Source organism: Agrobacterium tumefaciens (genome assembly GCF_009649785.1).
GTDB lineage: Bacteria > Pseudomonadota > Alphaproteobacteria > Rhizobiales > Rhizobiaceae > Agrobacterium > Agrobacterium tumefaciens.
Genome location: NZ_WJOK01000001.1, coordinates 316,440 through 341,164, shown reverse-complemented (window position 1 = coordinate 341,164; position 24,725 = coordinate 316,440). Strand labels below are relative to the sequence as shown.

Annotated in this window: 28 protein-coding genes; 18 read left to right on the top strand and 10 right to left on the bottom strand. The window is 59.5% G+C overall.

Annotated elements, in window-relative coordinates; genetic code table 11:
• Positions 1–24 precede the first annotated feature (24 nt).
• From GH784_RS01640 to GH784_RS01625, 4 genes are all read left to right on the top strand, one after another.
• Entirely contained in the window at positions 25–798 is a 774-nt protein-coding gene (locus GH784_RS01640) for a rhomboid family intramembrane serine protease (protein WP_003511318.1), read from the top strand.
• Positions 799–981: 183 nt separating this feature from the next.
• The gene (locus GH784_RS01635) at positions 982–1,728 is read left to right on the top strand and encodes an electron transfer flavoprotein subunit beta/FixA family protein (protein ID WP_013761780.1); all 747 of its coding nucleotides are present in this window, start codon (positions 982–984) and stop codon (positions 1,726–1,728) included.
• Between the two features lie 25 nt (positions 1,729–1,753).
• Positions 1,754–2,683, top strand: coding sequence for an electron transfer flavoprotein subunit alpha/FixB family protein (locus GH784_RS01630; protein WP_003511321.1), 930 nt, complete (start codon positions 1,754–1,756; stop codon positions 2,681–2,683).
• 117 nt (positions 2,684–2,800) lie between these two features.
• Complete coding sequence (locus GH784_RS01625) at positions 2,801–3,682, top strand: 3-hydroxybutyryl-CoA dehydrogenase (RefSeq protein ID WP_013761782.1); 882 nt, start codon at positions 2,801–2,803, stop codon at positions 3,680–3,682.
• A 67-nt stretch (positions 3,683–3,749) separates the two neighbouring features.
• Here the strand turns inward: GH784_RS01625 and tlpA are convergent, their stop codons facing one another.
• Entirely contained in the window at positions 3,750–4,418 is a 669-nt protein-coding gene (gene tlpA, locus GH784_RS01620) for a thiol:disulfide interchange protein TlpA (RefSeq protein ID WP_065704415.1), read from the bottom strand.
• Between the two features lie 24 nt (positions 4,419–4,442).
• Between tlpA and argH the strand changes: the two genes are divergently transcribed.
• The 4 genes from argH to GH784_RS01600 all read left to right on the top strand — a co-directional run bounded on the left by argH (position 4,443) and on the right by GH784_RS01600 (position 10,396).
• Positions 4,443–5,843: an argininosuccinate lyase gene (gene argH, locus GH784_RS01615; protein WP_025595424.1), complete on the top strand. Its 1,401-nt coding sequence runs from the start codon at positions 4,443–4,445 to the stop codon at positions 5,841–5,843.
• Positions 5,844–6,038: 195 nt separating this feature from the next.
• Positions 6,039–6,242, top strand: a complete 204-nt coding sequence (gene lptM / locus GH784_RS27075; protein WP_035199619.1) for an LPS translocon maturation chaperone LptM — start codon at positions 6,039–6,041, stop codon at positions 6,240–6,242.
• Positions 6,243–6,255: 13 nt separating this feature from the next.
• On the top strand, positions 6,256–7,524 hold the full coding sequence (gene lysA / locus GH784_RS01605; protein WP_019564865.1) for a diaminopimelate decarboxylase: 1,269 nt from the start codon (positions 6,256–6,258) through the stop codon (positions 7,522–7,524).
• Positions 7,525–7,702: 178 nt separating this feature from the next.
• Complete coding sequence (locus tag GH784_RS01600) at positions 7,703–10,396, top strand: TIGR02302 family protein (RefSeq protein ID WP_065704416.1); 2,694 nt, start codon at positions 7,703–7,705, stop codon at positions 10,394–10,396.
• Positions 10,397–10,589: 193 nt separating this feature from the next.
• Here the strand turns inward: GH784_RS01600 and GH784_RS01595 are convergent, their stop codons facing one another.
• The 3 genes from GH784_RS01595 to GH784_RS01585 all read right to left on the bottom strand — a co-directional run bounded on the left by GH784_RS01595 (position 10,590) and on the right by GH784_RS01585 (position 12,373).
• A complete protein-coding gene (locus GH784_RS01595; protein ID WP_003511329.1) occupies positions 10,590–10,949 on the bottom strand; it encodes a response regulator in 360 nt (119 codons plus the stop codon).
• A 142-nt stretch (positions 10,950–11,091) separates the two neighbouring features.
• Positions 11,092–11,634, bottom strand: a complete 543-nt coding sequence (gene hpt / locus GH784_RS01590; RefSeq protein ID WP_003511330.1) for a hypoxanthine phosphoribosyltransferase — start codon at positions 11,632–11,634, stop codon at positions 11,092–11,094.
• Between the two features lie 70 nt (positions 11,635–11,704).
• Positions 11,705–12,373, bottom strand: coding sequence for a hypothetical protein (locus tag GH784_RS01585; RefSeq protein ID WP_065704418.1), 669 nt, complete (start codon positions 12,371–12,373; stop codon positions 11,705–11,707).
• A 200-nt stretch (positions 12,374–12,573) separates the two neighbouring features.
• Between GH784_RS01585 and ftsE the strand changes: the two genes are divergently transcribed.
• The 4 genes from ftsE (at position 12,574) to GH784_RS01565 (ending at position 16,005) form a co-directional block, all read left to right on the top strand.
• Positions 12,574–13,233 carry a cell division ATP-binding protein FtsE gene (gene ftsE / locus GH784_RS01580; RefSeq protein WP_003511334.1) on the top strand — a complete coding sequence of 220 codons (660 nt, stop codon included), beginning with the start codon at positions 12,574–12,576 and terminating at the stop codon, positions 13,231–13,233.
• Positions 13,226–14,233 (top strand): cell division protein FtsX, encoded by a 1,008-nt coding sequence (locus GH784_RS01575; protein ID WP_065687913.1) that lies wholly within the window; start codon positions 13,226–13,228, stop codon positions 14,231–14,233. The genes ftsE and GH784_RS01575 overlap by 8 nt, the downstream gene beginning before the upstream one ends.
• 113 nt (positions 14,234–14,346) lie before the next feature.
• Positions 14,347–15,084, top strand: coding sequence for a YdcF family protein (locus GH784_RS01570; RefSeq protein ID WP_003511336.1), 738 nt, complete (start codon positions 14,347–14,349; stop codon positions 15,082–15,084).
• A gap of 123 nt (positions 15,085–15,207) precedes the next feature.
• Positions 15,208–16,005, top strand: coding sequence for a lysophospholipid acyltransferase family protein (locus tag GH784_RS01565; RefSeq protein WP_025595414.1), 798 nt, complete (start codon positions 15,208–15,210; stop codon positions 16,003–16,005).
• Here the strand turns inward: GH784_RS01565 and GH784_RS01560 are convergent.
• A complete protein-coding gene (locus tag GH784_RS01560) occupies positions 16,002–16,529 on the bottom strand; it encodes a gamma-glutamylcyclotransferase (protein WP_065704540.1) in 528 nt (175 codons plus the stop codon). The two genes, GH784_RS01565 and GH784_RS01560, sit on opposite strands and share 4 nt — an antisense overlap.
• A gap of 49 nt (positions 16,530–16,578) precedes the next feature.
• On the opposite strand from GH784_RS01560, the gene GH784_RS01555 reads away from it, so the two are divergent.
• The gene (locus GH784_RS01555; RefSeq protein ID WP_153793181.1) at positions 16,579–17,580 is read left to right on the top strand and encodes a DUF2125 domain-containing protein; all 1,002 of its coding nucleotides are present in this window, start codon (positions 16,579–16,581) and stop codon (positions 17,578–17,580) included.
• Here the strand turns inward: GH784_RS01555 and GH784_RS01550 are convergent.
• From GH784_RS01550 to GH784_RS01535, 4 genes are all read right to left on the bottom strand, one after another.
• Positions 17,577–17,996 carry a GNAT family N-acetyltransferase gene (locus tag GH784_RS01550; RefSeq protein WP_013761790.1) on the bottom strand — a complete coding sequence of 140 codons (420 nt, stop codon included), beginning with the start codon at positions 17,994–17,996 and terminating at the stop codon, positions 17,577–17,579. The genes GH784_RS01555 and GH784_RS01550 overlap by 4 nt on opposite strands.
• Before the next feature lie 9 nt (positions 17,997–18,005).
• Positions 18,006–18,935: a prephenate/arogenate dehydrogenase family protein gene (locus GH784_RS01545; protein ID WP_003511341.1), complete on the bottom strand. Its 930-nt coding sequence runs from the start codon at positions 18,933–18,935 to the stop codon at positions 18,006–18,008.
• Positions 18,935–20,041, bottom strand: a complete 1,107-nt coding sequence (hisC, locus tag GH784_RS01540; RefSeq protein WP_003511343.1) for a histidinol-phosphate transaminase — start codon at positions 20,039–20,041, stop codon at positions 18,935–18,937. The genes GH784_RS01545 and hisC overlap by 1 nt, the downstream gene beginning before the upstream one ends.
• Positions 20,042–20,125: 84 nt before the next feature.
• The gene (locus GH784_RS01535; protein ID WP_003511344.1) at positions 20,126–20,887 is read right to left on the bottom strand and encodes a class I SAM-dependent methyltransferase; all 762 of its coding nucleotides are present in this window, start codon (positions 20,885–20,887) and stop codon (positions 20,126–20,128) included.
• Positions 20,888–20,994: 107 nt separating this feature from the next.
• On the opposite strand from GH784_RS01535, the gene gloB reads away from it, so the two are divergent.
• The gene (gene gloB, locus GH784_RS01530) at positions 20,995–21,765 is read left to right on the top strand and encodes a hydroxyacylglutathione hydrolase (RefSeq protein ID WP_003511345.1); all 771 of its coding nucleotides are present in this window, start codon (positions 20,995–20,997) and stop codon (positions 21,763–21,765) included.
• Positions 21,765–22,205, top strand: a complete 441-nt coding sequence (locus GH784_RS01525) for a cupin domain-containing protein (protein ID WP_065662475.1) — start codon at positions 21,765–21,767, stop codon at positions 22,203–22,205. The genes gloB and GH784_RS01525 overlap by 1 nt, the downstream gene beginning before the upstream one ends.
• A gap of 5 nt (positions 22,206–22,210) precedes the next feature.
• On the opposite strand, the gene GH784_RS01520 is transcribed toward GH784_RS01525, so the two are convergent.
• Positions 22,211–22,984, bottom strand: coding sequence for a DUF3108 domain-containing protein (locus tag GH784_RS01520; protein ID WP_013761795.1), 774 nt, complete (start codon positions 22,982–22,984; stop codon positions 22,211–22,213).
• Positions 22,985–23,235: 251 nt separating this feature from the next.
• On the opposite strand from GH784_RS01520, the gene rpmB reads away from it, so the two are divergent.
• The 3 genes from rpmB to GH784_RS01505 all read left to right on the top strand — a co-directional run bounded on the left by rpmB (position 23,236) and on the right by GH784_RS01505 (position 24,725).
• The gene (gene rpmB / locus GH784_RS01515) at positions 23,236–23,526 is read left to right on the top strand and encodes a 50S ribosomal protein L28 (protein WP_003509888.1); all 291 of its coding nucleotides are present in this window, start codon (positions 23,236–23,238) and stop codon (positions 23,524–23,526) included.
• A gap of 111 nt (positions 23,527–23,637) precedes the next feature.
• Positions 23,638–24,276, top strand: coding sequence for a queuosine precursor transporter (locus tag GH784_RS01510; RefSeq protein ID WP_003511348.1), 639 nt, complete (start codon positions 23,638–23,640; stop codon positions 24,274–24,276).
• Positions 24,277–24,392: 116 nt separating this feature from the next.
• Complete coding sequence (locus GH784_RS01505; protein ID WP_065704542.1) at positions 24,393–24,725, top strand: pentapeptide repeat-containing protein; 333 nt, start codon at positions 24,393–24,395, stop codon at positions 24,723–24,725.

The following is a 24,725-nucleotide window of genomic DNA, read 5'->3' as shown; positions in this document are numbered from 1 at the left end:
TCTCGCACAAACGAAGGGCATTCGATGTTCATACCGCTGCACGATGCGAATTCCCTCAAACATATCCGGCTGCAATATGTCACGATCGGCCTGATCGTGGTCAACGTGCTGGTATGGCTATTTACCGGCGTGCTTGCCAGTGACGTCCAGGCCAATGCCGCAGCGCTCGGCCTCGGTTTCATCCCGGCTGTGGTGTTCGACTACGCCTACCTGGAGCCCGCCTTGCAGGTGGTGCCGGATGACCTGACCGTCGTCACCTATGCGTTCCTGCATCTGGATTTCTGGCACATGGCAGGCAATATGCTGTTTCTGTGGGTCTTCGGCGACAACGTCGAGGACGCACTCGGCCACTTCCGTTTCCTTATCTTTTACATCGCCTGCGCCATAGCCGGCGCGCTGTTGCACGGCTTTGTCGCACCCATGTCAGAAGGGCCGCTTATCGGTGCATCAGGCGCTGTTTCCGGCGTCGTCGCGGCCTATTTTCTCCTGCATCCCAAGGTGCGCGTCTGGGTTCTGGTGTTCATGCGCATTCCGTTGCCCTTGCCTGCCTTCATTCCGCTGGCGCTATGGATCGGACAGCAATTTCTGATGCTGGCACTTGGCCTTGAGGAAAATGTTTCCTGGGGGGCACATGTGGGCGGCATATTGGCCGGGGCTGTGATGGTAATTTTCATGCGCCGGCCGGACGTTCCCCTGTTCGACCGCACGATTGTTCCGCCAAGGGCGGCGCAGTTCAAGAATCCGTCGCAAACGGCGGGGTTGTCGCAAATCGAACGGGGCTATGACGGGAGCAGATGAGCCGTTGACGAAGAGATAAATTATTTACGTTAACGTCAACGTAAGGTATGCCTTGCGTGCATGTGATAATGAACATTGCTCCGTTGTATTTGCGGGAAAAATGCTTATCCATGTCGCCAACCTGTTTTTGGAGGTCCGCGCGGTCTTGTCGCCTCGCGGACAGGAGTTTGAGGAAAACCGCCGATGAAGATCCTTGTCCCTGTCAAACGAGTTGTTGATTACAACGTCAAGATCCGCGTGAAGTCGGATGGTTCGGGCGTTGAACTCGCGAATGTGAAGATGTCGATGAACCCGTTCGACGAAATCTCGGTGGAAGAGGCTCTGCGGCTGAAAGAAGCCGGCAAGGCCGAAGAAGTCGTGGTCGTGTCGATCGGCCCTGCCAAGGCGGAAGAGACGCTGCGCACGGCGCTCGCCATGGGTGCCGACCGCGCCATCCTTATCGAGACCGACGAGACGGTCGAACCGCTAGCCGTCGCCAAGCTTTTGAAGGGCGTGGCGGAAGCCGAGCAGCCCGGCCTCGTCATCGTCGGCAAGCAGGCGATTGACGACGACAGTAACCAGACCGGTCAGATGCTGGCCGCCCTTCTCGGCTGGGGCCAGGGCACCTTCGCCTCCAAGGTCGTACCGTCTGATGGCAAGGTCGCTGTGACGCGTGAAGTCGATGGCGGCCTGCAGACGGTCGAACTGAAACTTCCCGCTGTCGTGACCACCGATCTTCGTCTGAACGAGCCGCGTTACGCCTCGCTGCCGAACATCATGAAGGCAAAGAAGAAGCCACTCGACAAGAAGACCCCGGCCGATTTCGGCGTCGATGTCACGCCGCGTCTGAAGGTGTTGAAGACCGAGGAGCCCGCAGGCCGCAAGGCCGGCATCAGGGTCGGCTCGGTGGCTGAGCTGGTCGAAAAGCTCAAAGCCGACGGCGTCCTCTAAGGTTTCGGAAAAGGGAGATTACAACATGGCCATTCTTCTTCTGGCAGAACACGACAACGCAACCCTTTCCGACCTGACGGCGAAGACGCTGACGGCGGCAACGCAGATTGGCGGCGACGTCCACGTGCTCGTTGCCGGCTCCGGTGCGAAGGGTGCCGCCGACGCGGCGGCGAAACTGTCCGGCGTTGCCAAGGTACTGCTTGCCGACGACGCATCCTATGCCAACGCGCTTGCCGAGCCGCTGGCGGCGCTGATCGTCTCGCTGAGCCCTTCCTATGATGTCATCATCGCACCGGCGACCGCTTCGGCCAAGAATGTCGCCCCACGCGTCGCAGCCCTTCTCGATGTGGCCCAGGTCTCGGAAATCATTGAGGTCGTCAGCCCGGATACTTTCAAACGTCCAATCTATGCCGGCAACGCCATCCAGACGGTGCAGGCAAGCGACGCCAAGAAGGTCATCACCGTGCGCCCCACCGCGTTTGCGGCAGCCGCTGAAGGCGGTTCGGCACCGGTGGAAACCATCGGCGCTGCCGAGAACCCCGGCGTTTCTGTCTTTGTGTCCGACGCGCTCGCCTCTTCCGATCGTCCGGAACTGACCTCTGCGAAGATCATCATCTCGGGCGGTCGCGCACTCGGCTCCTCGGAAAAGTTCCGCGAAGTGATCCTGCCGGTTGCCGACAAGCTCGGTGCAGCCGTCGGCGCATCGCGCGCAGCCGTCGATGCGGGTTATGCACCGAACGACTGGCAGGTCGGTCAGACCGGCAAGGTCGTGGCACCGCAGCTTTACATCGCTGCCGGCATTTCGGGCGCCATCCAGCATCTGGCCGGCATGAAGGACTCGAAGGTCATCGTAGCCATCAACAAGGACGAGGAAGCGCCGATCTTCCAGGTTGCCGATTACGGCCTCGTCGCAGACCTGTTCGAGGCTCTGCCGGAACTCCAGAAGGCTCTGTGATTTTAAGCCTTTAGCCAAAGGCGGCGCGTTTTTTGAACGCGCCGCCTTCTCTTTTTCGGCGATATGCGTAACATCGCCGCAAATGACGCAGATGAAATCCCATGAGGAGACCAGCATATGACCGCCCCCTTTAAAAACATCGGTATCATCGGAGCCGGTCAAATGGGTTGCGGCATCGCGCATGTTTCCGCCTTGGCCGGTTACAAGGTGCACATTTACGATCTTTCCAAGGACGGAATCGAAGCCGGCCTTGCCACGATCAACGGCAATCTTGCCCGTCAGGTCACCAACGGCAAGCTCTCCGACGACGCCCGCAAAGATGCACTCGCGCTCATCAGCGGTTCGACTGACGTCAACGATCTGGCGCCCATGGATCTGGTCATTGAGGCTGCTACCGAAAACGAGGAAATCAAACGCAAGATCTATGCGCAGATTTGCCCGGTACTGAAGCCCGAAGCGCTTTTGGCCACCAACACGTCTTCCCTCTCCATCACCCGCCTTGCGTCCGCGACCGATCGTCCCGAACAGTTCATGGGCATCCACTTCATGAACCCGGTGCCTGTGATGAAGCTGGTGGAGCTGGTGCGCGGTATCGCCACCAACGAAAAGACCTTCGATGCGGCGAAGGACTATGTGCGGACGCTGGAAAAGGCGATCACCGTCGCCGAGGATTTCCCGGCCTTCATCGTCAACCGCATCCTGCTGCCGATGATCAACGAGGCGATCTACACGCTCTATGAGGGCGTCGGTTCGGTGGAAGCAATCGACACCGCCATGCGGCTCGGCGCCAACCATCCGATGGGACCGTTGCAGCTTGCCGACTTCATCGGTCTCGACACCTGTTTGTCGATCATGCAGGTGCTGCATGACGGGCTGGCCGACAGCAAATACCGCCCCTGCCCGCTGCTGGTGAAATATGTCGAGGCCGGCTGGCTCGGCCGCAAATCTGGTCGCGGTTTTTACGATTACCGTGGCGAGACACCTGTTCCGACGCGCTAAGGCGCAAGAGATATTCCTCTGAAATCATTCGAGATGACGGGAGGTAAGTCCCTCCCGCACTGGACAATTATTTAGCCTTCACTGCCGATACCAACGCCTTGGCATCTTCGCTGTCCCAGGCTGCCGGACCGTTCATGGCGGCAATCAGGCAGCCTTTTTCGTCCAGCAGAAGAGTTGCGGGAAGGCCGAAAGCCAGCCCTTCCTTTTTCAGAACATTGAAGACGCCCATGGAGCTGTCGCGATAAAGTTTCAGCGCGTCGATCTTGTATTCGTCAATGAAGGCTTTCGGTTTTTCGTCCGCGCCGGTGTCGATATTGACCGCAACAACCTCAAAGCCATCGCTGCCCTTTTCCTTCTCGAGTGCGTTCAGCGCAGGCATTTCCTCCCGGCATGGCACGCACCAGGTGGCCCACAGATTGAGGAGAACCGCCTTGCCCTTGAGATCGGCAAGCGACATGTCCGACCCTTGCGGACCCTTGAAGGACAGCGGGATGCCGCGCGGCGTATCCGTGGCCGACATGGCCGCCACCTGGCCCTTCAGGAGGGGTTTCAGCGAGGCGATGCGGTTTGCCGCACCTTCACATAAACCGGCCTCGGCAACCGCTGCCCCTTGAACCGGGCTCTCAGACCCAATATGCCTGAACCAGACCGCACCCGCGCCGAACACGACACCGGCAACGGCAGCAATTGCAACCAATCTGGCGGAAGGAAGCCTGAACGGCCTTTTTTCTGTCATCGAATACTCCAGGGCACGCAGAACATGGCTGACGGCACAGATCAGAAATCCTCCAACCAGATGTGGGGCGGACGTTTCGCTTCCGGGCCATCAGCCATCATGGAAGAGATAAATGCCTCCATCGGCTTCGACAAGAAGCTTTATGCCCAGGACATCCGCGGCTCTATAGCGCATGCCACCATGCTGGCGGAAAAAGGCATTATTTCGCAGGAAGATAAAGACAAGATCGTTCACGGCCTGAACACGATCCTGTCAGAAATCGAGGCTGGCAGCTTCGAATTCTCGCGCAAGCTCGAAGACATTCACATGAACATCGAGGCGCGACTTGCCACCCTCATCGGCACGGCGGCAGGGCGTCTGCACACCGCCCGCTCGCGCAACGACCAGGTGGCGCTCGATTTCCGCCTCTGGGTCAAGGAAGAGCTGCAGAAGACGGAAGGCATGCTGACCGCGCTCATCGCCGCCTTCCTCGACCGCGCCGAGGAAAATGCCGATACGGTCATGCCCGGCTTCACCCATCTGCAGACGGCCCAGCCCGTCACCTTCGGCCATCATTGCATGGCCTATGTGGAAATGTTCGGCCGTGACCGCGCCCGCGTGCGTCACGCAATCGAACATCTGGATGAAAGCCCGATCGGTGCAGCAGCGCTGGCCGGCACCGGTTATCCTATCGACCGCCACATGACGGCAAAGGCGCTCGGCTTCCGCGAGCCGACCCGCAACTCCATCGACACCGTTTCCGACCGCGATTTCGCGCTGGAGTTCCTGTCGATCGCCTCGATCTGCGCCACGCATCTGTCGCGCCTCGCCGAAGAAATCGTCATCTGGTCGACGCCGCAATTCGGCTTTATCCGCCTGTCCGATGCCTTTTCCACCGGCTCGTCGATCATGCCGCAGAAGAAGAACCCCGACGCCGCCGAACTGGTGCGAGCCAAGACCGGCCGCATCAACGGCTCGCTGGTGGCGCTTTTGACTGTGATGAAGGGCCTGCCACTCGCCTATTCCAAGGACATGCAGGAAGACAAGGAACAGGTTTTCGATGCCGCCGAAAGCCTGGAACTGGCCATCGCCGCCATGACCGGCATGATCCGCGACCTTGAGGTGCGCAAGGACCGCATGCGTGCGGCCGCCGGTTCGGGCTATTCCACCGCCACCGATCTTGCTGACTGGCTGGTGCGCGAGGCAGGCCTGCCCTTCCGCGACGCCCACCATGTGACCGGAAATGCGGTGGCACTGGCGGAAAAGAAAGGCTGCGATCTGGCCGATCTTTCGCTGGAAGACCTGCAGGCGATCCATCCGGCCATTACAAGCGGCGTTTTCGACGTTCTTTCAGTCGAGGCATCGGTTGCCAGCCGCACCAGCTTCGGCGGAACGGCTCCTTCCGAGGTCAAGAAGCAGATCGCCTGGTGGCGTGGACGCAACTAACGCATCGGACCGATAAGTGTGAAGCGGTTTTCGGAAAATCCGATGCGCAGACAAATTAAAATGGGCGGCGGAAACGATTCCATTTTTCTCCGCCGCCCTCATAAATCTGCGTTACGCTGCGATCACAAGAAACAGGGTGCACAAGCGCCCTGTTTTTCGTTATCAGAGAAGCACATATTTCCTTTGGACAGGCTCATGCTTTCAAAAACCGCGCGCAATCTCATCGTTCCCATCGGCATGGCGCTCGCCGTCAGTCTTGCTCTCAGTGCCTGCGGGCGAAAAGGCGATATCGATCCGCCGAGCACGCCGGTCGAAATGCGCAACAAGCGCAATGCCGACGGAACCGAGACGAAGCCGGCAACGGCGGAGCGGCCGTTCATCCTCGACAAGCTTCTCTGACGGGAAAAAGCCTGTGAACCATTTTGGCTATATCGACGGCGTGCTTCACGCCGAAAACGTGCCCGTGCCTGAGATCGCCAAGGCGGTCGGCACGCCGTTCTATGTCTATTCGACCGCGACGCTGGAGCGCCACTACAAGGTGTTCTCAGGCGCTTTCGCCGATGTGGACGCCATGGTCTGTTACGCCATGAAGGCCAATTCCAACCAGGCCGTTCTGAAGACGCTGGCAAAGCTTGGCGCGGGTATCGACGTGGTATCCGGCGGCGAATTGCGCCGCGCGCTTGGCGCCGGTGTACCGGCAAACCGCATCATGTTCTCCGGCGTCGGCAAGACGGTGGCGGAAATGGATTACGCGCTGGAAGCCGGCATCTACTGCTTCAACATCGAATCCGAGCCGGAGCTTGAGGTCCTCAACCTGCGCGCCGTCAAGGCCGGAAAAAGGGCGCATGTGTCCTTCCGCATCAATCCGGATGTGGATGCGCGCACTCATGCCAAGATTTCCACCGGCAAAAAAGAAAACAAGTTCGGCATTTCCTATGAGCGGGCGCGTGCGGTCTATGCCCACGCCGCCACCCTGCCCGGCATCGAAGTCACCGGCATCGATATGCATATCGGCAGCCAGATCACAGAATTGCAGCCCTTCGAGGATGCGTTCCGCTTGCTGCGCGAACTGGTGGAATCCCTGCGCACGGACGGGCACACGATCAGCCACGTCGATATCGGCGGCGGTCTCGGCATTCCCTACCGCGAGGACAATAATCCGCCGCCGCTGCCGGATGCCTATGCGCATATCGTCAAGAACGAGCTAAAGAGCCTCAACTGCAAGATCATCACCGAACCGGGACGCCTGATCGTCGGCAATGCCGGCATTCTGGTGACGGAAGTGATCTATGTGAAGGATGGCGGCGAAAAGAACTTCGTGATTGTCGATGGCGCGATGAACGACCTCATCCGCCCGACGCTTTACGAGGCCTATCACGGCATCCGCCCTGTCGTGCAGCCCGCGGTAGACGCCCCTCGCATCAAGGCCGATATCGTTGGCCCCGTCTGCGAAACGGGTGACTATCTGGCGCTGGACCGCGAGATGGCCGCACCGCAGCCGGGTGATCTGATTGCCGTCAGCTCCGCCGGTGCTTACGGCGCCGTGCAGGCAGGCACCTATAATTCGCGCCTGTTGGTGCCGGAAGTGCTGGTAAAGGGTGACAAGTTCCACGTCATCCGCCCGCGCGGAACCTATGAAGAGCTGATCGCTCTCGATTCAGTACCCGCCTGGCTCGATTGATCCGCCATACATCCGGCTTGGTCGATCACAATTGAGCGAAGCTGCCTAAAAAATGGGGGTGAGCATCCACTTGCCCTCGTCTTCGCCACAAAGAATGTTATCCTTGCTTCTCATAATACAAGCAGCTCGCCGTTCCGGGAATGGCGTTTGACGTGGCCAGAACCGGGAGAACGGATTGATGACCACAGCCGGAGAGGACAGGACAGGCAGAAAGCGCCCTACCGGCGCATTCGCGCAGCGGCCGGATCTTGCCCGCCGGGTTGCGGCTAAACGCTTCTTCGCAAAAATCGTGTTGTTTTCGGAAAGAGTAGCACCGAAGACGCTGTGGCCGCTTTCCATCGCCGCCGCGTTTCTAGCGCTCGCATGGTTCGGCCTCTACCGGCAAATGCCTGACTTCGTGCGGCTGGGCATCGTTTTCCTGCTGGTTTTCGGTTTCATCAGCACCATCCTGCCAATCGTCCGGCTGAAATGGCCGACAGACAACGACGCGTCCCGCCTTCTGGAAGAACGCAATGGTCTCGCTCACCAGCCAGTCGGCGTGCAGGAAGACGAACCGGCGTTGGACACCCCCATTTCCCGCGCCTTGTGGAAAGAACACCAGATCCGTATGGCGGAACGCATCGCCGCGCTGAATGCCGGCCTGCCGAAACCAGATATCGCCCGTTACGACCGCTCGGCACTACGCGCCATTCCCGCCCTTTTTCTGGTTGTCGCCTTCGGTTTTTCCTATTCCAATGGTGCAGGCACGATTGCAGATGCCTTCCGTAGCCGGCCGGCAGCCGGTCCGCTCAATCCCGATATCCGTCTCGACGCCTGGGTCACGCCGCCCGCCTATACCGGCCGCGCCCCGATTTTTCTGACAGGGCGCGATGCGACTGGCCACGACGCGGTGTCCGTGCCGCAATCCTCCAAACTGACGATCCGCATGACCGGTGGCGATGGCGGCGAGGAAGTGACCTTCGAGCCTGAGACCGCCGGCGCCCTGCAGAAGCTTGCCCCCGAAGCGGCGCGCGCCGACAGCGCAAGTGGCGATGTGGCGGCACAGACAGAAAAACGCGCGCCGGATCAACCTGTCACACCGCGCACCTTTGCAATGGATGTGACCGAAAGCGGCATGATCACCGCCAATGGCGAACAATGGGTGTTCAACGTCATTCCTGACCAGCCACCGACCATCGGCTTCGACAACATGCCGCGCCGCGCCGTCAATGGTGCGCTGGAGGTGGGTTTCACCGCCAAGGACGACTATGGCATCAAGGAAGCCCACGCCATCATCGAGCCGCTTGGCGTTGCGGAGGGTGCAACAGCACTTTACCCGCCGCCGGAATTCAAGCTCGACCTGCCGCGGCAGAACAACCGCGAGATCAAGGGGCTGACCAGCCGCAACCTGACCGAACATCCCATGGCAGGTAAGCGCGTGCGCATCACGCTGGTGGCAACAGATGGTGCCGGCCAGACCGGCCGCAGCCCCGCGCATGAAATGGTGCTGCCGGGCCGCAATTTCTCTGAACCGCTGGCGGCTTCGGTTGCCGAACAGCGGCAGATATTCTCGCTCGACACGCGCCAGATGCCAAAGGCGATCGCCTATAACGAGGCGGTTGGTCTGCGTCCGGATGAAACCATTCCCAACACCACGCACTATCTCCTGCTGCAATCGGCGCAGACCCGCATGCGGCTCGCCTATAATGAGGAGATGCTGAAGAACACCGCCGATTATCTCTGGGAGATCGCGCTCGGCATCGAGGATGGTGATCTTTCGCAGGCGGAAAAACGCCTGCGTGATGCGCAGACAGCGCTTTCCGAGGCGCTTCAGCGCAATGCCTCCGATGAGGAAGTCGCCAAGCTGATGCAGGAACTGCGTGAGGCGATGCAGCAGTTCATGAGCGAGCTTGCACAGCGCATGCAGAATGCGCCGCAAGCCAACATGAACCAGCAGGCACAAAACGTCTTGCGGCAGCGCGATCTCGAAAACATGATGAACCAGATCGAAAACCTCGCGCGCTCCGGCAACCGTGACGCAGCACAGGAAATGCTCTCGCAGCTGCAACGCATGATGAACAACCTGCAGGCGGGACGGCCGCAACGTCAGGGCCAGCAGGGGCAGCAGCAAAGCAGCAAGATGCGCCAGCAGATCGACAAGCTGGGGGAAATTCTGCAACAGCAGCAGAAGCTGATGGACGAGACCTTCAAGCTCGATCAGGCGCTGCGTGACCGCATGCAGCGCGGCGACCCGCAGGATGGCGGCGAAGGTCAGGACCCGCAGACGGGTGAAAACGGTGAATCACCGCAACAGGGCCAGCAGGGCCAGCAGGGCGAGAACGGCCAGCAAGGCGGACAGCCGAGCGAGCAGATGACCGCCGAACAATTGCGCGAGGCGCTGAAAAATCTGAGGGCGCAGCAGGACGCGCTGGGCAAGCAGCTGGGCGAATTGCAGCAGGGCCTTCGTGATCTCGGCATGGAGCCGGGCGAAAACTTCGGCAAGGCGCAGCAGGAAATGGAAGGCGCCGGCGAAGCACTCGGCAAAAGCCAGGGCGAACAGGCGGTCGAAGGTCAGGGCAATGCGCTGAACGCGCTGCGACAGGGCGCGCAGGATATGATGGGCCAGATCATGCAGGCCATGCGCCAGCAGGGACAGCAGCCCGGACAGGGGCAGGAAGGCATGGCGGGCCAAGGCGGACAGAACGGCCGCGATCCACTCGGCCGTCCGCGCAGCACAACCGGCCCCGATTTCGGCGACCAGGTGAAGGTGCCTGATGAGATCGACGTGCAGCGCGCCCGCGAAATTCTCGAGGCTATCCGGGAAAAGCTCGGCAACAACCCGCCGGGTGAAATCGAGCGGCGTTATCTGGAGCGGTTGCTGGATATACGGTGAGGATGGAGGCCGCCATTCCTAGCGATCGGGCGTGTTTAACCTCGCGCATTTTTTAGGAAAGGCCAGCTTATCAAACACTCCACGTCATCCTCGGCCTTGTCCCGAGCATGACGGCGGAGAGAGTTGATAACTCCGCAACAAAAAAAGGCGGCCCAAAGGGCCGCCCTTTCTCAAATCTCTGTAGCCTTATCGCTCAGGCCGCAAGCGCCCGCGCAACAGCCTTGCGGATATCCGGAAGCGCAAAAGGTTTTGAAACCACGTCCACGATCTTTTCTGCCAGATCATCAGCGCGTTCGCGCTGTTCGGCATAACCCGTCATCAACAGGATGCGCATGGCCGGGAAGCGTTCGGCGGCGCGGTGCGCCAGCTCGATGCCATCCATGACCGGCATGCGGATATCCGAAAGAAGGAGATCGAAATTGGTTTCCTGAAGCTTCTCCAGCCCCTGCTCGCCGTCTGCCGCCTCGTGGGTCTCGTGACCGTCGAGACGCAGCGCACGGGCAACGAAAGCCCGCAATGCATCCTCATCTTCGGTAATCAGAATCTTCGCCATTAATCATTGCTCCTGGGCATCATTTCCAGCCGTGAGCAACATCGCAGGCTCCTCTTTTCAAGAGGTAAACACCCAGGGTTTCGCTGGGTGAATGGTTAATGAGGCGTCTCCGGCATGTCCCATCCCGGCACGGCAGAAATCGTCAGGCGTCGCCCGTGACGACGCCTACGAAGGGCAGTTCGCGGAAGGCGTAAGCCACATCCATGCCGTAACCCACGACGAAATAATCGGGACATTCGAAACCGACATAGTCGGCCTCCAGATCTTCCTTGCGCTTGACCTTCTTGTCGAGCAGCACGGCGATGGTGACGTGACGGGCGCCACGTTCGTAAAGCAGTTCCTTGGCGAAACGCAGCGTGCGGCCGGATTCGAGAATATCGTCGATCAGAAGAACATCGCGGTCCTTCACGTCGCTGTCGATATCCTTGACGATCTTCACCCCTTGCGAAACGGTGCCGGCACCGTAGCTCGAAAGCGTGATGAATTCGACTTCGGGGGCAAGGCCGCTGTCATGCAGCGCGCGGATGAGATCGGCCGCGAAAATGAACGATCCCTTGAGCACGGCGATGACCAGCAAATCCTTGGTCGGGCCGCTCGCTATATGCTTGGCCATGTCGCGATTGCGCTCGGCAATCTGCTCGGCGGTGTAAAGCGGCTCAATGTTTTTTCCACGGACGACGGGCATTCTTTCTCCTGTGCTGCGCCTTGCCGATTTTACCTTTCAGTAAAAATACGAAGACCACGCGTTAGCACAGTCAACGTTCGGAAGCACCCGCTTCGACGAAGGAAAGCTTGATCTCAGGCGTTTTTCCACCGGGATGGCGCAACTTTGCCGAAAATCCGTGGCTGAAACCGGGCTGCATCTGCCTGACCGGCGGTTCGATGACCATGCTGGCGACCAGTTGCCCCTTGGCAACGAAGAGGTCGGCGCGAAGTGCCGGCACCTCTTCCAGAGCGGCACCGTTGTTCTCCACAATACCGTTGATGAGCAGGACATCCATGCCGCCAGCCTCCTGCGGCGTGATGGTGACATGGGAAATGGCAAGCGGGTTTGCGGCCGCAACGATCGGCTTTTCCGGCACGACCACCGACAGGCCGCCTGAGCAGATGAAAACAAAAATGACGAGCGCCGCAACCAGCGCCGAATAGGCATCCACAGACAGGCGCGACAATTTGCGGTCCACCCAGCCGATGAACGCGTAACCAAGAGCACTGGCGGTGACGGGCGGTTTTTCCATCTGACGGCGCATCGCGCCGCGATTATCGTTTCCGGGCTGACGGACACGGTTTTCCTTGATGGTGACAAATTCCGCGTCTACCACATCGGGGCCGGTGTGGGTTGCCCGCGCCGTACGGCGCACTGGCGCTTCCGGCATCAGGAGGTCGAAATCGAATGCCGCTTGCCGGCGAGATGAACGGAACATAGCCATAGAATTCCTTGGGTGAGGTTTTCCGGCCCGCAAAACTGGGCATTGCAACGAATCCTGCCAAGTTTTAAATTTAATTGGTTAATGCTTCGCAAAAACGGCTCGCATAGGCTACCGGAACCGGGTTAAACGGCGCATCCGGGCCTCACGCGCCAGCGGTTTGCGAACCACCACGAAACGAAGAGACTGGAAGTCCGTTGATCCATTTCGAAAATGTCGGGTTGCGTTACGGCATGGGCCCCGAAATCCTGAGGGACATGACCTTCGACATTCCCAAGGGTTCGTTCCAGTTTCTGACCGGCCCTTCCGGTGCCGGCAAAACCACGTTCCTGCGCCTGCTGCTGATGTCGCTGCAGCCCACACGCGGCAATATCCGCATGTTCAACCGCGATGTGTCGCGCATTCCGCGCAGCGAGCTGCCCATGCTGCGCCGCCGCGTCGGGATCGTCTTTCAGGATTTCCGGCTGCTCGATCATCTGACGACCTATGAGAATGTCGCCCTGCCGCTGCGTGTGCGCGGCAAGGAAGAAAGCGCCTACCGCAACGACGTTATCGAGCTTCTGAAATGGGTCGGGCTTGGCGAGCGCATCAATGTGCTTCCGGCCATCCTCTCCGGTGGGGAAAAGCAACGCGCCGCCATTGCCCGCGCATTGATGGACCAGCCGGAAATTTTGCTGGCCGACGAGCCGACCGGCAACGTCGACCCGCCGATGGCCAAGCGCCTTCTCAACCTCTTTCTGGAGCTCAACCGGCTGGGTACCGCTGTGGTCATCGCCACCCATGATTTCGGCCTGATGGACCAGATCGACGCACGCCGGATGATCCTCACCGAAGGGCGGCTCGACATCTATGAATGAGATCAACCGCAAACAGTTAAGACCAGAGGCGACCGCACCGAAGCGGCCGCCGATGCGTATCCGCCCGATGGCACCCATTCTGCCGCCCTCCAACATTCAGGGCAACGCGCTGATGGTGGTGATCGCCATCATGGCCTTTCTCGCCTGCCTGACGCTTGGTGCCGTTTCCATGGTGCGTGCCACCGCCGCCACCTGGCAGAGCCAGATTTCCCGCGAAATCACCATTCAGATCAAACCCGAGGACGGGCTGGACATGAATGCAGCGCTCACCAAGGCACGTTCTCTGGCGCTCACTTTCGTCGGCACGCGGGATGGCACGATCCTCGATGACGCCGCCACCGCGCGTCTTCTGGAGCCGTGGCTCGGCAGTGGCCTCGATCTTTCCGAACTGCCGGTGCCGCGCCTCGTCGTGATTACCATCGATGAAAACCACCCGCCCGATTTTCAGGCCATGCGCGATATGCTGAAGGCTGAAATTCCACAGGCGTTTCTGGATGACCACCGTACATGGGTCGACAGGCTCGTCTCCATGGCCAGGACCACCGTCATGATCGGCGTCGGGGTCCTGATCCTCGTCTTCACCGCCATGGTGCTGACGGTGGTGTTTGCAACGCGCGGCGCGCTTTCCGGCAACCGGCACATCGTCGAGGTGCTGCATTTCGTCGGCGCCGAAAGCAGCTTCGTCGCGCGGGAATTCCAGAAGCACTTCCTGAAGATCAGCCTGAAAGGTGCGGCAGCGGGCAGCGCCCTCGCAGCGGCAGTTTTCCTTGCCGCCGGTTTCTGGCAATCGAGCACGGTTGCAACGCCGCAAAGCGATCAGGCAAGTGCGCTTTTCGGCTCCTTTTCCGTTGGCCTCAGTGGTTATATCGGCATCGCCACGACGATGATCATCATCGCGCTGCTCACCACCATCACCGCGCGTGTGACGGTCATCCGCACGATCGATGATATCGACCGCGTCCGCTCCGATCCGTCTAAAAGCGACGGTGTCGCATCGTGACGCCGTCTCCCGGATCTCGCGAGGAAACTGCACCCTTCACACGCCGGATGTAACTTGCGGACGGTGGACAAAAATGCCTGTTCCTTGCCTTAATCGGCGAGTATTCAGGAGGAATGTTTGTGAGTCGGACGGACCATGATCAGGAGCAGACGACCACGCGACAGGCAAAAAAGGGCCTGTTGTCGCGGCGAAGTCGCCTGCGCCGTTTTATTCGCGGTCTCATCCTGCTTTGCGTCATTACTCTCGGGGCTTTTTCCGGCGGTTTTTTGTGGTTCGCAGATTCAGTCGCCTCCATGCGCCCGCCCGAAGGCGCCAAGGGCGACGCGATCATCGTTCTGACCGGCGGTTACCAGCGCATCGAACAGGCGGTCGGCCTGCTGCGGGACGGCGTTGGCAAGCGCCTTCTGATTTCCGGCGTCAACCCGGCCACCACCCGCACGCAAATCCGCAAGATGACGCAAGGCTCTTCGGACATGTTTTCCTGCTGCGTGGACATGGGCTACAAGGCCATAGACACCATCGGCAACGCCAATGAGGCGGCGAGCTGGATACGCGACCACGGTTATTCCTCCATCGTCGTCGTCACCAACAATTACCATATGCATCGCAGCCTGCATGAACTGCACAATGCCAGCCCGCAGACCCAATTCATCGCCTATCCCGTTATCAGCGCCGACCTTGCCCGCACCAACTGGTTCGCGGAGCCGGATGTGGTCCGGACCATGCTCTACGAATACATGAAATTCGTGATTGCAGCAGGACGCGACCTGACCGGGCTCGGCAAGGGCGACGGGTTGCGCAAGGCGGGCGCCGATCACCCCACGATCAAGGCGGCAACCTCTTCCCCGTGAATGGAAAGAACGGAGAGAACACGCTTGCTGCGGAGCCTTGTTTTCGTGTAGGCGTCTGGCATCGGCATCCGGCATCGAGGCGCGCCTGAGCTTCGGAACGGCTGCAACCCGGGAATTCTGTCGATGCTCAAGCTGCGCTCTTTTCTTTTCAATACGCTGTTTTATCTCAATCTGATTGTCCGCATGATCGTGCTCACGCCGATCTATTTCATCCTGCCGCGCAGAATAGCCTATGAAATCCCCAAGAACTGGGCGCGATCCAACCATTGGCTGATGAAGACCATTGTCGGCACCACCTTCGAGATCGAGGGGCTGGAAAACATTCCCGAAACCGGCTGTATCTTCGCCCCCAAACACCAGTCCTTCTGGGACACCTATGCGCTGCTGCCCAACCTTCCCGATCCGGTCTATATTCTGAAGCGCGAGCTTTTGTGGATCCCGCTGTTCGGCTGGTATGCGATGAAGCAGCGCATGATCCCGGTCAACCGCGCCGCGCGCGGCAAGGTGATGCTAAAGGTCATGGAGCGGGCGAGAGAGGAGATGGCGGCTGGCCGCGAACTCATAATCTATCCCGAAGGCACACGCCGGCCACCGGGCGCTGAGCCCGAATATCGTTATGGCATCGCACGTCTTTACCGCGACCTCAAAGTCCCCGTCATTCCGGTCGCCATGCATCCCGGCCTCTTCTGGCCACGCCGCTCGACAATGCGTTATCCCGGCCATTTCAAGGTGCGGATCTTGCCGGCCATCGAGCCGGGACTGGACCCGGACGTGTTTTTCAAGACATTGATCGAGGTGACGGAAAAGGCGAGCGACGAGTTGCTGCTGGAGACCGCGCGCAACAATCCGCACCTGCCGCTGCCACCGACCGCCGTGAAGCGTATCGCAGAACTTCAGGGGCAAGACACTCCCGCCGGCTAAACCGCGATCGTGCCGACACTGGCGGCAATGCTTTCCAGCAGCGTGTCGCGAATACCCATATCCTGCAGATGCTGCACGGTATTGAAGACGTAATCGGCATTCGGGCCGGACCGGCCCGATGCGGCAGCCACGATTGTAGCCGCTTCCGCGACACCCAGACCACCAATATACTGCTCGTGGGCGGGATCGGCCACATAGGTCACGGCACTGCCGCGCGTGCCATCGGCGAGCGCAATGGCAACGACGCGTTCCTTGTAGACATTCGTTACCAGCTCGCGCTCGCGCAGATAGGCCATGACCGGACCATGGTCCGCTCCGCGCACGCGAAAGGCAACGCCGAGGCAGGAGCCGCCGCGCTCCAGACCGAGAACAAGGCCGGGCTTCTCCTCAGTGCCGCGGTACACATTTGAACTGATGCAGAGGGAGCGTCGATAACCGTGCAGCCGCGCCTGCTGCCTTTCCTCAAAGGCAAAGCCCGGGTTCCACATCAACGAACCGTAGCCAAAGACCCAAAAATCGTCCATATCCCAAGCCAAATCGAATTTATCTGAAGTCTGTTCATCGGAGATCAATATGGCATCGTCAAGCCAATCCGGCACGGTCAAAAAATTCCTCTGGCTTGGTATCGCCGTCGTGCTGGTTATCGGACTTTACACGGCCGGGTGGTTTTATGCCGCCGACAAGCTGAAGCAGACAGTTCTGAACGTCATCTCGCCTTCGCAGGCCAGAAACGTCAGCGGCGAATGCGGCGACATTGCGTTCAAGGGTTATCCGTTCCGCATCGGCCTTTTCTGCTCCAAGGTAACGGTGGACGACAAGCAGAATGGCGTTTCAGCCTCGTTCGGAGAATTGCGTTCCGCAGCGCAAGTCTACAATCCCGGCCACATTGTCTGGGAACTGGATGCACCGGCTGAAATCCGTACCGCGCACGGCCTGACGGTTTCAGCCCTCTGGCAGAACATGCAGTCGAGCATCGTCACCAAGCTTAGGGGTATCGACCGTACCTCGCTTGTCATCGACGGCCTGAAGGCTCAGGCGGTTTCCACCGTTACCGGCCAGACGATCGATTTCGATGCCGCCAAGACGGAAATGCATCTGCGCCAGAACGGCGCCGATCTAGACGGCGCGATAACGTTGACCGACTCGTCAACCGTCATCAAGGATTGGCCGCAACTTCTGCCGCGCCTCAACGCCATCGCCGATGTCACCCTTGCCGGCAAGGCGGGTATAGTAGACGGCAGCGATACGGCCGGGCTTTACGGTGCGAGCGGCGAGCTTCGCCGGCTGGTCGCTGATATCGGCGAAGGCCGCACCATGCGTATCAGCGGCCCTTTCTCCTTCGATAATGAGGGCTATCTCTCCGGCCAGTTCAAGCTGGAGATCGAAAAGCTCGACGCCTGGTCGGACAATGCCAAGCAGGCGTTTCCGCAGCTGCAATCCACCATCGATACCGCCCGCAAAATGCTCCGCGCACTCGCCGGCGGCGGCGACAGGGCGTCCGTCGACCTCGTGGTGGATCGCGGCCGCGCCACCGTCAGCGGTTTCATTCCGCTGGGGAAGATCCCGCCGATTTAACAGAGAGCTTTTGTAAAAAACACCTCAGCGGCATCCTGAATTTTTGAAAGATGCAGGATGCCGGCTTCTTTGTATCCATTGCGACGATGCCACATCTGCGGTTCCCGCTCGTCCTGCTGGCTGGACGTCATCACCAGTGAGGCACCCTGCTCACGCATCAGAGTTTCCCAAAAAACTGTAAGCGTTGCGCCGACGCCATGTCCCCGAAACTCGGGAACGACGCGGATCATGTCCATGTAGGGGATCTTACCCCAGAACATCGAGAACCGCAGAAAACCGACTAGAATCGTATCTTCTTTCGCGACGAGATATTCGCGGCGTCCGACGCAACGCCGCAACCAATCCTCATCGATCCATTTGTCTTCCCGCAGCAGCCATTCGATATCGTCATCCGTCGCCGCCGATATCAATATCACTTCAGCGCCCTACTTCTTCTGATCCAGCGCGTGACGCCCAAAGTCAGGCGTATCGACGTCCTGACCGGCCTCGATGATGGAGCGGCGGATGGAGCGTGTGCGGGAAAACAGTTCGAACAACTTGTCGCCCTCCCCCCAGCGGATCGCCCTTTGCAGCGAAGCAAGGTCTTCCGAGAACCGTGCCAGCATTTCGAGGATGGCATCCTTGTTGTGCAGGCAGACATCGCGCCACATGGTGGGGTCCGAGGCGGCGAGACGCGTGAAATCTCGGAAGCCGGAAGCGGAATATTTGATGACTTCCGACTCGGTTACCGTCTCCAGATCGTCCGCCGTGCCGACGATGTTGTAGGCGATGATGTGCGGCAGATGCGAGACGATCGCCAGAACCTTGTCGTGGTGTTCGGCATCCATTTCATCCACACGCGAGCCGAGCGCCCGCCAGAAATCCTTGAGCCTTTCCAGCGCCTCCGCATCCGTGCCCGGCAGCGGCGTGAAGATGCACCAGCGCTCGCGGAAAAGACCGGAAAAACCGGCATCCGGGCCAGATTTTTCCGTACCCGCCAGCGGATGTCCAGGAATGAAATGCACATTGTCAGGCATATGCGGCGCCATCTGCGCGATGACAGAGGCCTTGGTAGAGCCGACATCGGTGACGATGGCGCCGGGCTTCAGATGCGGCGCGATCTGCTCGGCAACCGCCCCGGATGAACCGACCGGCACTGAAACGATCACAAGATCAGCATCCCTGACCGCCTGCGCGGCGGATGTCGTATACTCGCTTCCAAGCGCCAGTTCCTCTGCCCGCTTCAGCGTTTCCGCGCTGCGGGTGGAAATCGTGACATGCCGGGCAAGACCCAGTTCCTTGATGTCGCGCGCAATGGACGAGCCGATCAGGCCGATGCCAACAAGCGCGATGCGCTCAAACATGATCTCGCCCATTACGCCTGCCCCATGAACTCGGTGAGCGCGGCGATGACGCCAAGATTGGCTTCTTCCGAACCAACCGTCATACGCAAGGCATTGGGGAAACCGTAACCGCGCACGGCACGCAGGATATAACCGCGGCGGCTCAGGAACTCGTCCGCATCTGGTGCACGCTTGCCATCCTGGTCCGGGAAATGGATCAGGACAAAGTTGGTGACTGATGGCGTGACCTTGAGGCCGAGACCGGTGAAGACCGTCGTGAGTTTCTCCAGCCAGAGCGTGTTGTGAGAGATCGCCTTTTCCAGGAATGCCTGATCGCGGATGGCCGCGGCACCCGCTGCGATCGCCGGCGCGCTCATGTTGAACGGACCACGCACCCGGTTCAGCGCATCGATGATGGCGGCCGGACCATACATCCAGCCGACGCGCAGTGCGGCCAGACCGTAAACCTTGGAGAAGGTGCGCGTCATCACCACGTTGCGGTTCCCAGACACCAGCTCGAGACCGGCCTCGTAGTCGTTCTTGCGTACATATTCGGCATAAGCCGCATCAAGCACGAGCACGACATGTTTCGGCAGACCAGCCTGAAGGCGGCGGATTTCCGCGACCGGAACATAGGTGCCGGTGGGATTGCCGGGATTGGCGATGAAAACCATCTTCGTCCTTGGCGTGACGGCGGCAAGAATGGCGTCCACATCGACGGCGCAATCCTTTTCCTTCACCGTCACCGGCGTTGCGCCCGCACCCATGATCTGGATCTTGTAGACGAGGAAACCGTGTTCGGTGATGATCGCCTCATCGCCCGTACCCAGATAGACGTGGCAGAGCAGGCCAAGAAGCTCATCCGAGCCGTTACCGCACATGATATTCGCTATGTTGAGGCCATGCACGTCTGCAATCGCCTGACGCAGCGCAATCGCCTGTCCGTCGGGATAGATTTCCAGATGGCTGGCGGTGGCGGCGAATGCCTCGATCGCCTTCGGGCTTGGCCCGAGCGGCGTTTCGTTGGAGGAGAGCTTATAAACCTTCGCGACGCCATCCACATGTTCCTTGCCGGGAACATAAGCGGCGATATCCAGAATACCCGGACGCGGAAGAGGTTGGCTAAGCTCTGCACTCATTTGATCGACCTTCGGAAATGCGCCGGGGAGCCCGGCAAAAGCAATGCCGGAGGCATTAGACCGGAATGGCCCCTTTGTCGAGGGTCAGCGCGGCTTTCCGTGCTTTGCGGCGGTGCGGGTGGTGGGCACACCCTGAGGCGCAAGGACCGGCACGAAAACCCGGCGTGAGGCGCGCTGGGTAACGGGCAATCCCTGATAGAGACGTTTCTGTGCCTCAACCACGATAACGCCGGAAAACAGCGGCCAGAGCCTGCGGCCGGTAAGCTCAAGGTATCGGCGGAATTTCAGTACCGGGCGGCTGGTGGTGGGCGGAAAGAAAAGCGCTTCGGCGCTTGCCCCCGGCGTAAAATTGGTCTCGCGCAGAAGCGCCGTCAACTGCCCGCGCGAATAGGGCCGGCCCGAGCCGAAAGGTGTGTGTTCCATGCGTGCCCAGACCCCACGCCTGTTCGGCACCACGATCACCAGACGCCCGCCGGGCGCCAGCACCCGCCAGAGTTCTTTCAGGGTTTCGCGCGGATTTTCGGCAAATTCCAGAGCATGCACCATCAACACCCGGTCTATCGACGAATCGGGTAGCGGCAGTTCCTCGTCAAACACCAGCGCCGTGGAGGAAAGCTCGCCTGCCGGCCAGTTCACCGCTCCCTGCCCCGCCGGCATGAAGGCAAAGGTGCGCTCCGTGTCATGACGGAACCGCTCCAGAAACGGCACGGCGTAACCGAGGCCGACCAGCCTTTCCTCCGGCAAAGGCGGCCAGAGCGATGAAAGCGCCATGGTGATCGCCTGCTCGGCCGAGCGGCCAAGCGGGGAATGATAGAATTCGCGCAGATCGACGATATCGGTGTTCATGGGCGAGAATGTAGCATCAGGCGGTTGGACTTCAAGGCGTCTGCGCCTACATTGAAATTCAGGCGGACAAATGCGCCGGCTAAGGCCGGCAAATGGAGAGGACCACGATGAAACCTTTGGAAATAGACGTCTTTCTTTGCCGCAGTGATAATTTTGGCGTTCTGCTGCACGATCCAGAAAGCGGGGCGACCGCCGCGATCGATGCGCCGGAGGAAGGCCCCATCCTGCAGGCTCTTCATGGGCATGGCTGGAAGCTCACGCATATCTTTACCACTCACCACCATCAGGACCATGTGGAAGCCAATCTGGCGCTGAAGGACAAATTCCAGTGCGAAATACATGGCCCACATGATGAGGCGATTGCGATCCCCGGTCTCGACCGGTCCCAGGCCGATGGCGACGAGTTCGAATTTGCCGGACGGCGCGTTCAGGTCATTGCCACACCCGGTCATACGGCGGGGCATATCTGCTACTACCTTCCCGATGACGGCCTGCTGTTTGCCGCCGATACGCTTTTCGCCATGGGTTGCGGTCGCCTGTTCGAACGTACGGCAACAGATATGTGGCACTCTTTCCAGAAGTTAATGGCGCTGCCGGATGACACGAAAGTCTATTTCGGCCACGAATATACACTTTCGAATGCCCGTTTCGCGCTCACCGTCGATCCTGATAACGCGGCTCTAATCGAGCGCGCCGAAAGCGTCGAAAAGGCGCGGCAGGCGAATGAATTCACCATTCCCACCACCATCGGGCTGGAAAAACAGACCAACCCTTATATGCGGGTGGCCGATGCCGGCATCCGCAGTCATCTTGGCCTTGAAGGGGCAACCGATGCCGAAGTCTTTGCCGAAATCCGCACACGCAAGGACAATTTCTGATGGGCGCCGATCTGTCTTCGGCAGCGATCATTCGCGAACTGGAACTGGAGCCGCACCCCGAGGGCGGCTTTTACCACCAGACATTTCGCGACAAGGCAGGTGGTGAGCGCGGCCATTCAACGGCGATCTATTATCTTCTGGAAAAGGGGACGCTCTCTCACTGGCATCGCGTCACCGATGCGGTGGAGGTCTGGCACTATTATGCCGGCGCTCCGATCACCCTGCATCTTTCCGAAGATGGCAGGGAGGTACAGACCTTTACCCTCGGCCCCGACATTCTGGAAGGCGAGCGCCCGCAGGTGATCGTACCTGCCAATTGCTGGCAATCGGCAGAAAGCCTCGGCGACTTCACCCTCGTCGGCTGCACCGTCTCGCCGGGTTTCGCCTTTTCAAGCTTCGTGATGGCCGAACCCGGATGGTCGCCGGGCGATACCCCGTAACTACATCAACCGCCATATTTGGTGGCGGTGATGTAGACTTGGCCTACCCGCGTCGGAATGACGGCGTAGACCGGGGCATAGACATCCATATTGTCGGATTTGGCGAACCATATCTCCATGGAAATGGATTTCAGGTATTCGATATCCTTGCGGCCCTGGCGATAACCCGACTTCGGCACGTAACGCGCCTTGCAGACCACGGCATCGCCGCTGAAGCCATTCGTCTTGAAGGGCTTGGTGCCGCTGGGGCTCAACACCAGATCCAGCCGCGATTCGCCGTCATAGATCGGCAGGCGCGACGGGCAGATGCGGCCGCCGGCGGGAATGATGAGGCCAGAGATTGGATCGAGGACGGAGCGCAGGTCGCCGTCCTTCACATTCACCCAATTGTCCGGCCGCGCCTTCGGCTCCGGTTTCACCGTCGTCGATGTGACGTTGCCGTTACGATAGACCACATCATAGGTCCGCACCCGCTTGCCGTCCTTGTAAACAAGCGAATATGTATTCGCCTGCAGCCGATGGCCGCGTTTGGCACCCGAAATCGTCGTCTTGCCGGAAATATCCGCCAGAACGCTTGCAAGCCCTGCTGAGCTGAAGGAACCGGAAATCGAATAGTTCGGGCCGTTCATGCGAGTCGAAAAACTCGCCTTGGCAATTGGTAGAATACCGAGATTGATGCTGTATTCGCTTGTATGGCGGGCTTCGGCGGCGAGCGAGGGAGATACGCCTGCAAACGCCATTGTCACAGCCATGAAAATGCTTTTTCCTCTGGCAATCATTTGGATATCACCTTAAAAGAGGCGCGGAAGCGGCCTTATGGGGCGATCATATACGCCGACTTGTGGCAATAAAAAAGCGGATGCCGGTTGAAAACGCCGGAATTTCCTTTCATTTGCTCGCGAGCGGCTTGACTGTTAAGTCCCGTCTGACTATAGAACCGCAACTTTCCAATCATGGCCAGTTGGATTGCCACCACGGTTTTGCCGGTGGCGAGCCAGTGGTGAAACAGACAAACGAAATAGGTGTACCCATGTCCCGTGTATGCGAATTGACCGGCAAGGGCGTCCAGACGGGCAACAACGTCAGCCACGCCAACAACAAGACCAAGCGCCGGTTCCTTCCGAACCTCTGCCAGGTTACGTTGATCTCCGATGCTCTCGGCCAGCGTTTCCGCCTGCGTGTTTCCGCAGCAGCTCTGCGCTCCGTTGAACATCGTGGCGGCCTCGATGCCTTCCTTCTGAAGTCCGGCGAAAACGAACTGAGCATGCGCGCTCGTCTCCTGCGCCGCCAGATCGCCAAGAAGACGGCCGAAGCTGCTTAATTAGCGGTTTCGACATCACTGATATTCAGAAGGCTTGAATGGCTTTTGCCGCTCAAGCCTTTTGCTTGTTCTAATTCGGCTCCAACTGGTGGCATCACCCAGGATAAAAAAATGCCCTACCTGCGCTACACGCTCATTTACGTTCTGCTGATGACACTGGTGGTCGTCGCGTCCAATATTCTGGTGCAATACCCGCTTTCCGGATCGCTGTTCGGCGTCAATCTCGGCGATCTTTTGACCTGGGGTGCCTTTACCTATCCGGTCGCCTTCCTCGTCACAGACCTTACAAACCGCCAGTTCGGCCCGTCAGTCGCGCGCCGCGTCGTACTTGCCGGTTTTATTGTTGGTGTCACACTGTCCTTCTGGACCTCGATCCCGCGTATCGCCGTTGCCTCCGGCACCGCCTATCTGATTGGCCAGCTGCTCGATATTTCCGTATTCAACCGCCTGCGCCGCCAGCGCTGGTGGCACGCACCTCTTGCCGGCTCGATGCTGGGTTCGGTGCTGGATACCGCGCTGTTCTTCTCCATCGCCTTTGCTGCGAGTTTCTCCTTCGTCGGTCCCAACGATGCCTTCGCCATTGAAAATGCCCCCGTGCTCGGCATCTTCGCTCTGGAGGCACCGCGCTGGATTTCCTGGGCGCTCGGCGACCTCTCGGTGAAGATCCTCGTCGGCCTCGTGATGCTACTGCCCTACGGCGCACTGATGAACACGCTGAAGCCGATGCCAAAGGTCGCCAAATCGGGCTGACACCATTGTCATCCAAGGTTTAAGGCTGGGGTGAGAGCGTGGATCGAATCGCGCTTGCAAACCAGCCGACTGCGTTGCAGTCTGCGGTCCGTGGCACAGATCAGAGGCAGGCAGATATGCAGATCAATGACGTTATCGATATTGTGGAGGCCGCCAGCGCCACGCTTTCAGGCTCCAGCTTCAACGACGTCAATCTGTCGGGTACGGTGTTCAACGACGTCAATCTCGCCGGAACCAGCTTCAACCAGATCAACTTTTCCGGCGCGTCATTTACCGACAGCAACATGTCCGGCTGGTCGATCGACGACGTTAATCTTTCCGGTCTGAAACTGAGCAACGCCAACCTGTCCGGCGCGCAGATAACAGGATACCGAATGACAGGGATGAAGATCGACGGCATTCCCGTCGAGGATCTGATGGCTGCCTACAAGGCGGCGCAGCAGGTGTGA

Coding starts and splice junctions, on each gene's coding strand:
- GH784_RS01560 (WP_065704540.1), bottom strand. CDS start 16,529: ATGGACGATTTTTGGGTCTTTGGCTACGGTTCGTTGATGTGGAACCCG.
- GH784_RS01545 (WP_003511341.1), bottom strand. CDS start 18,935: ATGGGCGAGATCATGTTTGAGCGCATCGCGCTTGTTGGCATCGGCCTG.
- GH784_RS01585 (WP_065704418.1), bottom strand. CDS start 12,373: ATGTTCCGTTCATCTCGCCGGCAAGCGGCATTCGATTTCGACCTCCTG.
- gloB (WP_003511345.1), top strand. CDS start 20,995: ATGAAACCTTTGGAAATAGACGTCTTTCTTTGCCGCAGTGATAATTTT.
- GH784_RS01630 (WP_003511321.1), top strand. CDS start 1,754: ATGGCCATTCTTCTTCTGGCAGAACACGACAACGCAACCCTTTCCGAC.
- GH784_RS01555 (WP_153793181.1), top strand. CDS start 16,579: ATGGCATCGTCAAGCCAATCCGGCACGGTCAAAAAATTCCTCTGGCTT.
- hisC (WP_003511343.1), bottom strand. CDS start 20,041: ATGAGTGCAGAGCTTAGCCAACCTCTTCCGCGTCCGGGTATTCTGGAT.
- GH784_RS01625 (WP_013761782.1), top strand. CDS start 2,801: ATGACCGCCCCCTTTAAAAACATCGGTATCATCGGAGCCGGTCAAATG.
- GH784_RS01565 (WP_025595414.1), top strand. CDS start 15,208: ATGCTCAAGCTGCGCTCTTTTCTTTTCAATACGCTGTTTTATCTCAAT.
- GH784_RS01520 (WP_013761795.1), bottom strand. CDS start 22,984: ATGATTGCCAGAGGAAAAAGCATTTTCATGGCTGTGACAATGGCGTTT.
- GH784_RS01510 (WP_003511348.1), top strand. CDS start 23,638: ATGCCCTACCTGCGCTACACGCTCATTTACGTTCTGCTGATGACACTG.
- GH784_RS01595 (WP_003511329.1), bottom strand. CDS start 10,949: ATGGCGAAGATTCTGATTACCGAAGATGAGGATGCATTGCGGGCTTTC.
- hpt (WP_003511330.1), bottom strand. CDS start 11,634: ATGCCCGTCGTCCGTGGAAAAAACATTGAGCCGCTTTACACCGCCGAG.
- GH784_RS01600 (WP_065704416.1), top strand. CDS start 7,703: ATGACCACAGCCGGAGAGGACAGGACAGGCAGAAAGCGCCCTACCGGC.
- GH784_RS01570 (WP_003511336.1), top strand. CDS start 14,347: ATGTTTGTGAGTCGGACGGACCATGATCAGGAGCAGACGACCACGCGA.
- GH784_RS01505 (WP_065704542.1), top strand. CDS start 24,393: ATGCAGATCAATGACGTTATCGATATTGTGGAGGCCGCCAGCGCCACG.
- lptM (WP_035199619.1), top strand. CDS start 6,039: ATGCTTTCAAAAACCGCGCGCAATCTCATCGTTCCCATCGGCATGGCG.
- rpmB (WP_003509888.1), top strand. CDS start 23,236: ATGTCCCGTGTATGCGAATTGACCGGCAAGGGCGTCCAGACGGGCAAC.
- GH784_RS01635 (WP_013761780.1), top strand. CDS start 982: ATGAAGATCCTTGTCCCTGTCAAACGAGTTGTTGATTACAACGTCAAG.
- tlpA (WP_065704415.1), bottom strand. CDS start 4,418: ATGACAGAAAAAAGGCCGTTCAGGCTTCCTTCCGCCAGATTGGTTGCA.
- argH (WP_025595424.1), top strand. CDS start 4,443: ATGGCTGACGGCACAGATCAGAAATCCTCCAACCAGATGTGGGGCGGA.
- GH784_RS01575 (WP_065687913.1), top strand. CDS start 13,226: ATGAATGAGATCAACCGCAAACAGTTAAGACCAGAGGCGACCGCACCG.
- GH784_RS01535 (WP_003511344.1), bottom strand. CDS start 20,887: ATGAACACCGATATCGTCGATCTGCGCGAATTCTATCATTCCCCGCTT.
- GH784_RS01525 (WP_065662475.1), top strand. CDS start 21,765: ATGGGCGCCGATCTGTCTTCGGCAGCGATCATTCGCGAACTGGAACTG.
- GH784_RS01640 (WP_003511318.1), top strand. CDS start 25: ATGTTCATACCGCTGCACGATGCGAATTCCCTCAAACATATCCGGCTG.